This is a genomic window from Paraburkholderia diazotrophica (assembly GCF_038900755.1).
GTDB lineage: Bacteria > Pseudomonadota > Gammaproteobacteria > Burkholderiales > Burkholderiaceae > Paraburkholderia > Paraburkholderia diazotrophica_A.
Genome location: NZ_JBBPEN010000037.1, coordinates 1 through 7,354, shown reverse-complemented (window position 1 = coordinate 7,354; position 7,354 = coordinate 1). Strand labels below are relative to the sequence as shown.

7 protein-coding genes are annotated in these 7,354 nt (G+C 58.9%); 6 read left to right on the top strand and 1 reads right to left on the bottom strand.

Features of this window, described 5'->3' with window-relative positions:
- The first annotated feature begins 385 nt into the window (after window positions 1–385).
- The 6 genes from AABE10_RS35715 (at window position 386) to AABE10_RS35690 (ending at window position 6,343) form a co-directional block, all read left to right on the top strand.
- Window positions 386–631, top strand: a complete 246-nt coding sequence (locus AABE10_RS35715) for a hypothetical protein (RefSeq protein WP_342937763.1) — start codon at window positions 386–388, stop codon at window positions 629–631.
- 60 nt (window positions 632–691) lie between these two features.
- Window positions 692–1,582: a site-specific integrase gene (locus AABE10_RS35710; protein WP_342937762.1), complete on the top strand. Its 891-nt coding sequence runs from the start codon at window positions 692–694 to the stop codon at window positions 1,580–1,582.
- Complete coding sequence (locus AABE10_RS35705; RefSeq protein WP_342937761.1) at window positions 1,579–3,222, top strand: tyrosine-type recombinase/integrase; 1,644 nt, start codon at window positions 1,579–1,581, stop codon at window positions 3,220–3,222. Before AABE10_RS35710 ends, AABE10_RS35705 begins: the two co-directional genes overlap by 4 nt.
- Window positions 3,194–5,212 carry an integrase gene (locus AABE10_RS35700; RefSeq protein ID WP_342937760.1) on the top strand — a complete coding sequence of 673 codons (2,019 nt, stop codon included), beginning with the start codon at window positions 3,194–3,196 and terminating at the stop codon, window positions 5,210–5,212. Before AABE10_RS35705 ends, AABE10_RS35700 begins: the two co-directional genes overlap by 29 nt.
- A complete protein-coding gene (locus AABE10_RS35695; RefSeq protein WP_342937759.1) occupies window positions 5,190–5,609 on the top strand; it encodes a hypothetical protein in 420 nt (139 codons plus the stop codon). Before AABE10_RS35700 ends, AABE10_RS35695 begins: the two co-directional genes overlap by 23 nt.
- Window positions 5,610–5,728: 119 nt before the next feature.
- Entirely contained in the window at window positions 5,729–6,343 is a 615-nt protein-coding gene (locus AABE10_RS35690) for a cation diffusion facilitator family transporter (protein ID WP_342937758.1), read from the top strand.
- Window positions 6,344–6,372: 29 nt separating this feature from the next.
- Here the strand turns inward: AABE10_RS35690 and AABE10_RS35685 are convergent, their stop codons facing one another.
- On the bottom strand, window positions 6,373–6,756 hold the full coding sequence (locus AABE10_RS35685) for a YkvA family protein (protein WP_342937757.1): 384 nt from the start codon (window positions 6,754–6,756) through the stop codon (window positions 6,373–6,375).
- Window positions 6,757–7,354: the final 598 nt, after the last annotated feature.

The window sequence follows — 7,354 nt, the reverse complement described above, 5'->3', positions numbered from 1 at the left end:
TACATCGCGCCCTGCCGACAATGTTGGAACTCGCGCCAATCCGCCTCAACCGTCGCATGGCGGTGGTGGTGGCATGCGAGCACCTGCCGGCGGTGGCTTCGATGAGATGGACGACGATATTCCGTTCTGAAGTCTCGTAACGAAAATCTGTAAACATCAACCCCGCCTTTTGGTGGGGTTTTTCTTTTTCTATCTGGGTTTGCGGGCGGTTAAGGACCCGCAACATTGAACGGAGGGGTACCCGGGCTCGCGAGTTTTTTTGCTCGTAAGTCGCCTTAGTCAACTTACGATCGCGAAACCAATCTGGACGGCCGTCGGAAGCGTTGCCACGAAAAAGTCGTAAACGTCGCCTACGTTGAAATCGACTGCGTGAGGGGAGGCATCCGTGAGCGCGCGATTTCACATCGTGGTGATTCGACATCCGGGCGGTGAGCGGCTGCCCGCGTTGCTCGATGCTAATCGGCAACCTGTGCCGTGGATTAACCTTTACGTGATCAAGCGCCTGCGCTTGCGGCTATCGGCGAACAGCCTCGTCAAAACGCTGTACGCGCTCGGACAGATGTGGGCCTGGTCGATAACCGAGAGCTTCCCGCTTCATGCACGACTCGTTTCGGGCCAAGGTCTGAGCTAGGACGAGATCGTGAGCCGCTTGTACCCCTCATTACGACGCAACTTCCGGACGTCAGGGAAAGTGACCAAGCTCGTTGTTGCAGCGAGCACCTTGGCGTTCCGACTCGATGTCGTTGCGAAGTGCATCATGTGGCACCTGGAGTGCGTGATCTCCGCGTTACCGGTCGGCGCGCCCGAGACCGCGGACATCCGCGTGAGACTGGCCTTAACGCAGCGTTGCTTTGCCACGCTTGCTCAAGCAGGGAGACCGTCTGCCGAGCATGCCGCGCCGTTATCGGCTCCGCAACTAGCCAGGCTCCTTGAAGTCTGTCGTCCGGACTCTCACGAGAATCCGTGGAAGTTGCCGTATCGGCAGCGCAACTACCTGATTGTTCTGCTCCTGGCGACGCTGGGCATGCGGCGTGGAGAATTGCTCAAGATCCGGGTGTCGGACTGCCTGCTTTCGCGCGAGGCTCCCGCCGTCCGCATCGTGCGCGCACCTGACGATCCGATGGACCCGAGGGCGACCGAGCCGCAAGTCAAGACAGAGTCACGGCACCTGCCGTGTGAGCGGTCTCTGGCGCGGTACCTCAACGACTACATCTGCCATTCGCGTCGGCACATGCCGGGCGCTGATCGCACGCCTTTCCTGTTCTTGAGTCGCCGTGGCAGTCCGATGAGTCTGGTCCGTCTCAACGGGATTCTGGACCAGGTGACTGCGTCTCATCCCGAGTTTGAGCATCTTCATCCCCATCGGCTGAGAAGTACCTGTGCTACCGAATTCCGCGCGACCGGGCTAGCCAATGGACTCGACGACGAACGCGTGACCCGGAACATGATGTATTTCTTTGGATGGCGTTCGGCCGACTCGGTCAGACCATACATTGATGCTGCCATTCGCATGGAATCGTATGAGATTGGACTGAGCTATCAGAGCGCCCTGTTCGCTCGTGCGCCGGGAGGCCTGTCATGACAAACGACGAAGTGAATCGGGCCATGGGCGCACACCTTCGGCATTATGGACTGCCCTTATTGCCCGAGAGCGTGATCGACCGTGATGGCAGGCGAATGAATCTGGGCAATGTCATCTGGAAATGTAACGTCCCGATCGCTCACGTTGCCATCGACTGGTCGCGACTTGCTGTCAGCAACATCATCGTGAATTACTCGTTTCGGCGCTGGGCCATCATGCTCCTAACTCAAAAGTCAGGCACCACCGTCTCGAGCGCTATCGAGGCTTCTGTAGGGGCGCTGGCTGGAAGAGGGAGCAAAAGCAGCCAAATCGTGTCGTCCGGGCAGGCGAGCCTGTGGCGGTGCCTTGCTGATATCAACGATCCCCAACGTCTCGGCCCGGCGTTGAATTCTGTCATCAAAAGCGCTGTCCAAAGTCTGCGCGAGTGCAAACGGCTTGAAACTTTCTATGTGATCCGCGGTTGGTATGTCTGGTGTGCCCAAATGCTCGCTCGCCTCGGATTTGACGAGGAGTTTGCGCGAGATCTTGATGAGGTTCGGATTCCAGCGCGCCCTTCGCAACTGGCGGTGGACCTTGAAGACGAAGACTGCGGTCCGCTATGGGACGTCGAAGTGACGCTGTTACGTCGAGCGTTGAACGAAGACTCCTCAATGGAACGTATCGATGTCATGCAGCGCGTGGCGACAGCGCTCAGCCTTGCATATGGGCGCAACCCAGCCAACTTCTGCCTGTTGCGCGAAACCGATCTGCGCAATTCGCTCGCGGGGTTCGCAGTACCAGCGCAGTGGGTGCTCGCCATTCCCCGGATCAAAAAGCGTGGCATTGGCGCACGACAAGCGTTCGTGGAAGAGCGGGTGAGCGAAGAATTGCTGACGCTGTTGCAGCAGTTGATTGAGGTAAACAGGTCGATCGATTGCGGTCCCTCACCCAGACCGCTCTTCATGCGCGAAAGCGCGGACAAGTGGCGCCAGGGTATGGACATGGGTGAGTACGCTTACCACCTGACGTCGATGAGATTCGCTGCGCTGGTGAGCGAGTTCGCGCAACGCATGAATCTCGTCTCACCGCGCACCGCGCGTCCCCTTCGGATCGGGCCACGTCGTTTGCGCTACACGTTCGCGACGACCATGGTGGAGTTGGGCGTGTCAAGAGCCATGCTGGCGACGATGTTGGACCATTCCGATACCCAGCACGTCCAGGTCTACTATGCGCTCAAGGGCAGGCGTATGACCCGTATCCTCGATCGTGCCGCAGCCCTGAAACTTGCACCGCTTATGAAGCTATTTCGGGGCAAGATCGTTCCGTCGAGTGATCTCGCCATCAACGGCGAACGGCAGGACAAGCGCGTCGTATTTGTTGGCGACATGACGGCCATTGCCCCGGTGAATGTTGGTACATGTGGTCAAAGCGGCCTGTGCGCGCTTGATGCTCCGTTCTCCTGCTACGTATGTCCCAAGTTCCAGCCGTATGTGCAGGCGGACCACCGCGCCGTGCTCGATGCGTTGCTCGCCGGACGCGAAGAGCGTGCCGAGCGATTCGGGGCACGCATCGCGGTGCAGCTGGACGAAGTCATCTACGCGGTTGCTCAGGTGGTACAGACGGTTGACGGCCATGCTCGTGGAACCCGGAAGAAGACGTAAATCGATGGCGGCGCCCTACTGCGCGGTCGAGGCGCTTTCTGAGAACTGGCTCGCCAATCGAGCGATGCTGATCGCTCATTCACAGGCAGCGATGCCCTTTGCGGGCGTCGAGTGGGAGCGCGCGATCTGGGATGTATCGGAAGCGTACCGACATCGCATGCGTGGCTACAAGGCAGACAAGCCTGTGCAGCGACTGTTGTTCACGCAGCACGGCGCACGACCGGGCGAGTTGGGTGCCGCATTGGAGGGCTCGTTCGGCGACGTCGTGAAATCGCTGGTTTGCATACGGCACTGTCAACGCGGCCAATCCGCGACAAGCCACATGGTGTTCGTGCGCGCCACGCGCTATGTGTATGAGGCGTTGGCCGATCGAGCGTACGAGGTCAGCGAGCTGAGCGCTGATCATCTGGACGTTGCGGCGGCCGCGCTCCTCGAGCGCGAGTGCGAGTCCTCGGCCTACAAGGTCATTGGCCACATGGAAGAGTTTGCCGATATGCTCGACCGCAATGGCCTGTGTCGACTGCGACTTGACTGGCGCTATCGTCGCAAGCACCGACCTTGCTTCCCTTGCGACGGCCGCTGCCCAGACAAAGACCGGAGCGTCAGACCTCGCAATCGCCTTCCAGACGATCAGACAATAGAGGCGATCGGCGCGCTGTACCAAAGCATTCCCCGGAGCGTGCCACCCACCGATCCTGCGAGTGCAGATCGACTCATGGTGCTGATCGCGACGCTCATGGTGTGCACCGGCCTGCGCGTCGGAGAAGTATTGACATTGCCGGAACGGCCGTTGTCGTTGGCTCAGGATGGAAGCAAGACGCTCCGGTACGCACGCCTGAAGGGCCGAGCGGATGATGTGGCCGTTGAGTGGACTCACAAGCCTTTGCTCACCGAGACGGAGGCACTCGTCGAAGAGGTTCTGGACGAACTTCATTCGACGACCGAGGGAGCACGTAGCGTGGCGCGACGCTATCACGAGTCGGGTGAACTGCTCGCAGATGCGCTCTGCAAAAATGAATTCGATAGCGCTGAATTGCCTTCGATCCTTGGCTTGAAGAGTGACGGTGTCGCACAATTCCTTCGGTCTCGCGAGATTCCACATAGGATCGTGGACAGAAGGATTCGGGTAGGCCGAGCAGATTTACTTAAGGGTCTGCTTCGAGATCACTGGACAAAGCCGGTGATACCGGGCGCGCCCGGCTCCGGTCTGGCGTTGCATGAGGCGCTTTGTGTGGTCTATGCCAATCAGATGCACCGCGGCAGCAGAACGACGCTCACATACGCAGCACGTCCCATTACCGATCAGAACGTCAGCGATTTCCTGGGTGGCCGGTGTGAAAGTACATCGATCTTCGAGCGCTACGAGATGGTGAAGGCAGATGGGACAAACATCGATATCCGCTCACACGGCTTCCGTCACTTCCTCAATCACCTACTCGATGAAGGCGGTGCGCCAGACCTGGTCCAGACGAAGTGGTTCGGCCGCAAGTATGCGGCCGATACGAAGGCCTACCAGCACATGACGTCCGTCGAGCGAGCGGCGCAGGTGGTCAGCGAGATCATGGGCGGTCGAATGAGGGGCGTGGTACCAGATATCGCGAACGCGCTTCCTGCCGATCGCGCGCAGACGTTTCTCGTGGCCCGGATTCATGCCGTGCACGATGTCGGCGCAGGGATGTGTCTGCACGACTTCCAGATGTCGCCGTGTCCACGGCATCTGCAATGTACGGTCGACTGCGATGACTACGTTTGGGTGGAAGGCGAGATCGAACGCGTTGAAGAACTCAAACGTCAGGCAGCGGTCGTGAGCCTCAGTTTAGAGACGACTCGTGAGCTTGCAAATGATGGCGTCTTGGCGCCGCTCTGGTTGACGCATCTGCAGTCCAAGTACATCCAGCTGATGACTCAACTGGCGTTGCTGGGCTTCCATGAGACAGATCTTGCGCGCTATATCAAAGGAGGCCGTGATGGCCAGATCGATTCGTGCTAACGCAAAGATCGATGAACAGAAGATGACCAGCATCGTTAGGGAACTTCATCGCTGGAGGGATGGCGAGTTTGGAAATAAGCTGACGTGGGGACGAATTGAGGATTGCTCGGGCTACACGCGGCAAGCGTTGTGCCGCCATGCGCCGATTGTGCAAGCGTATCAGGCGGCAAAGCGTGCGCTGGCCGCACCCGAACCTCGTTCCCGATCGCGATCACGCAGCGACGAGATCCTGTACCTTGATCAGACAGTCCAGACGCTGCGCGAGCAACTCAGGCGATACGAAGGCCTCGAGCGCGCGTGGATCGAACGGTGGCAGCGCATCGCATACCATTGTTCGCGGCGCGGCCTGAGCATTGAGGAGTTTGACAGCCCCATAGACGAGCAACACCGACGGTAATGACACAATTGCCGCGGTGTGGAAATGATCGGATTGACCCGTGGAGCGCGACAGACGAGCGTGAAAGGAGAGTGCTAGGTGCGCGCGTTCTTGGGCGTCCGATGTATGAAGAGACAGCAATGGGGGATGCAATGGGTTGCGAGTGCTCTCGCGTTTCGTCCGATAGCGCGGAAGAACGGAAAACGATCAAGGTGGCGCTGGTTCTTAACCTCACGATGTTCGTGATTGGCATCGTGGCAGGGTGGGCTGGACAATCGACCGGAGTGTTATCGGACGCGTTGGACATGCTGACTGATGCAGCGGCCTACGCCCTGGCATGGATGGCATTCTCACGCGGGCTCGCGTTCAAGAAGAACGCGGCTCGGTGGACAGGCGGAATACTGGTGCTGTTGGGCGCAGGAATCGTCGCAGAGGTCATCCGGCGCTGGTACGTCGGCAGTGAGCCTGTCGGCGCAGTGATGCTGGCTTATTCCATCCTCTCGTTCGCCGTCAATCTCTATGTGCTGATGCGGCTGGGCAAGTACCGACGCGGCGAAGTTCATATGCGCGCAAGCTATATCTGCACGCGTGCCGATGTTCTAGCCAACATTGCAGTGTTTGTGTCGGGCGGCATCGTACTGGTTACCGGAATTCGCGTGGTTGACCTCCTGGTAGGGTTTGCTATCGGCCTATACGTGTTGAAAGAGGCAATCGAGATCTTGCGAGAGGCGAACAGCGAAGGGGCGACCGCCTGAAAGCAGGGCGGTCGCCGATGGCTAGGAAATCAACTGAGCAGACGCCAGCCGGCGTATGCGATTGCGAGCCAGACAAAAACGATCAGCGCAGCTCCCCAATAGCTTCTCGGTTTCCGGCCTTGCTTCGTCAGCCATTCCTCAGCTTGCGCTCGGCAGAGCGCAAGCACTTCGTCGGGAATCAGGCGGATGGCAAACCAAATAAGGCCGGGCAGCAACAGGACGTCGTCAACGTACCCTAGAACGGGTATGAAATCCGGAATCAGATCAATCGGACTCAGGGCATACGCAACGACGAACATGCCTAGCAACGTTGCCACAATGGGCGTGTCCGGATTCTTGCAGGCAAACCACAACGTAATGCCGTCGCGTTTAATGCGTCGAGCCCAGAGGCGCAAACGTTCAAATAGTCGCATGTCAGTCAGAGAGGATCATAGGTCGTATCGCTTCAGAGGTTGCATCTCCCGCGATCGATGATGATAGTGCAGAGCGTATAGCTGTTTGCCGGAGCCGATGATTCGCCTGGCGAGATGAGTGGCGAATCGCCTCGGGGCAATCATTCCGATCATTCCAGAGCCACCCGTTGACGGATTCGGCCATGTCGGTTCAGTTCCGGCAAAAGCCGGTGCGAATTCGTGACCATTCCCCGGATCGGCTGGCGTAACTTCGGCTACATTGAGTTCTCCACCCCGCGCTGATACGCATCGACCGATACCCTTGGGGGACGCTCGCGCCGCGATGTTTACGCTCCGCGGCATGAGCGGACCTCCGAGCCAGCGTCCACCTTGTTCTCTCGGCAATGTTTACGCGATTGCGAAACAGAACCGTTCGGGCCATACCTGAGCCGGGCGGGATGGTCTGCGATCTGATCCCGGAAGCTCTCACCGTTCACTAACTTCTGCTCCCGTATCACCTCACCTTCGCAACGGCACACCTACGGGTGTGTCGTGCGGCGGTTCTTCCATCCGGCCTTCTGCGCCAGCGTTCCATATCCACCACCCCCGTCTGCTGAAA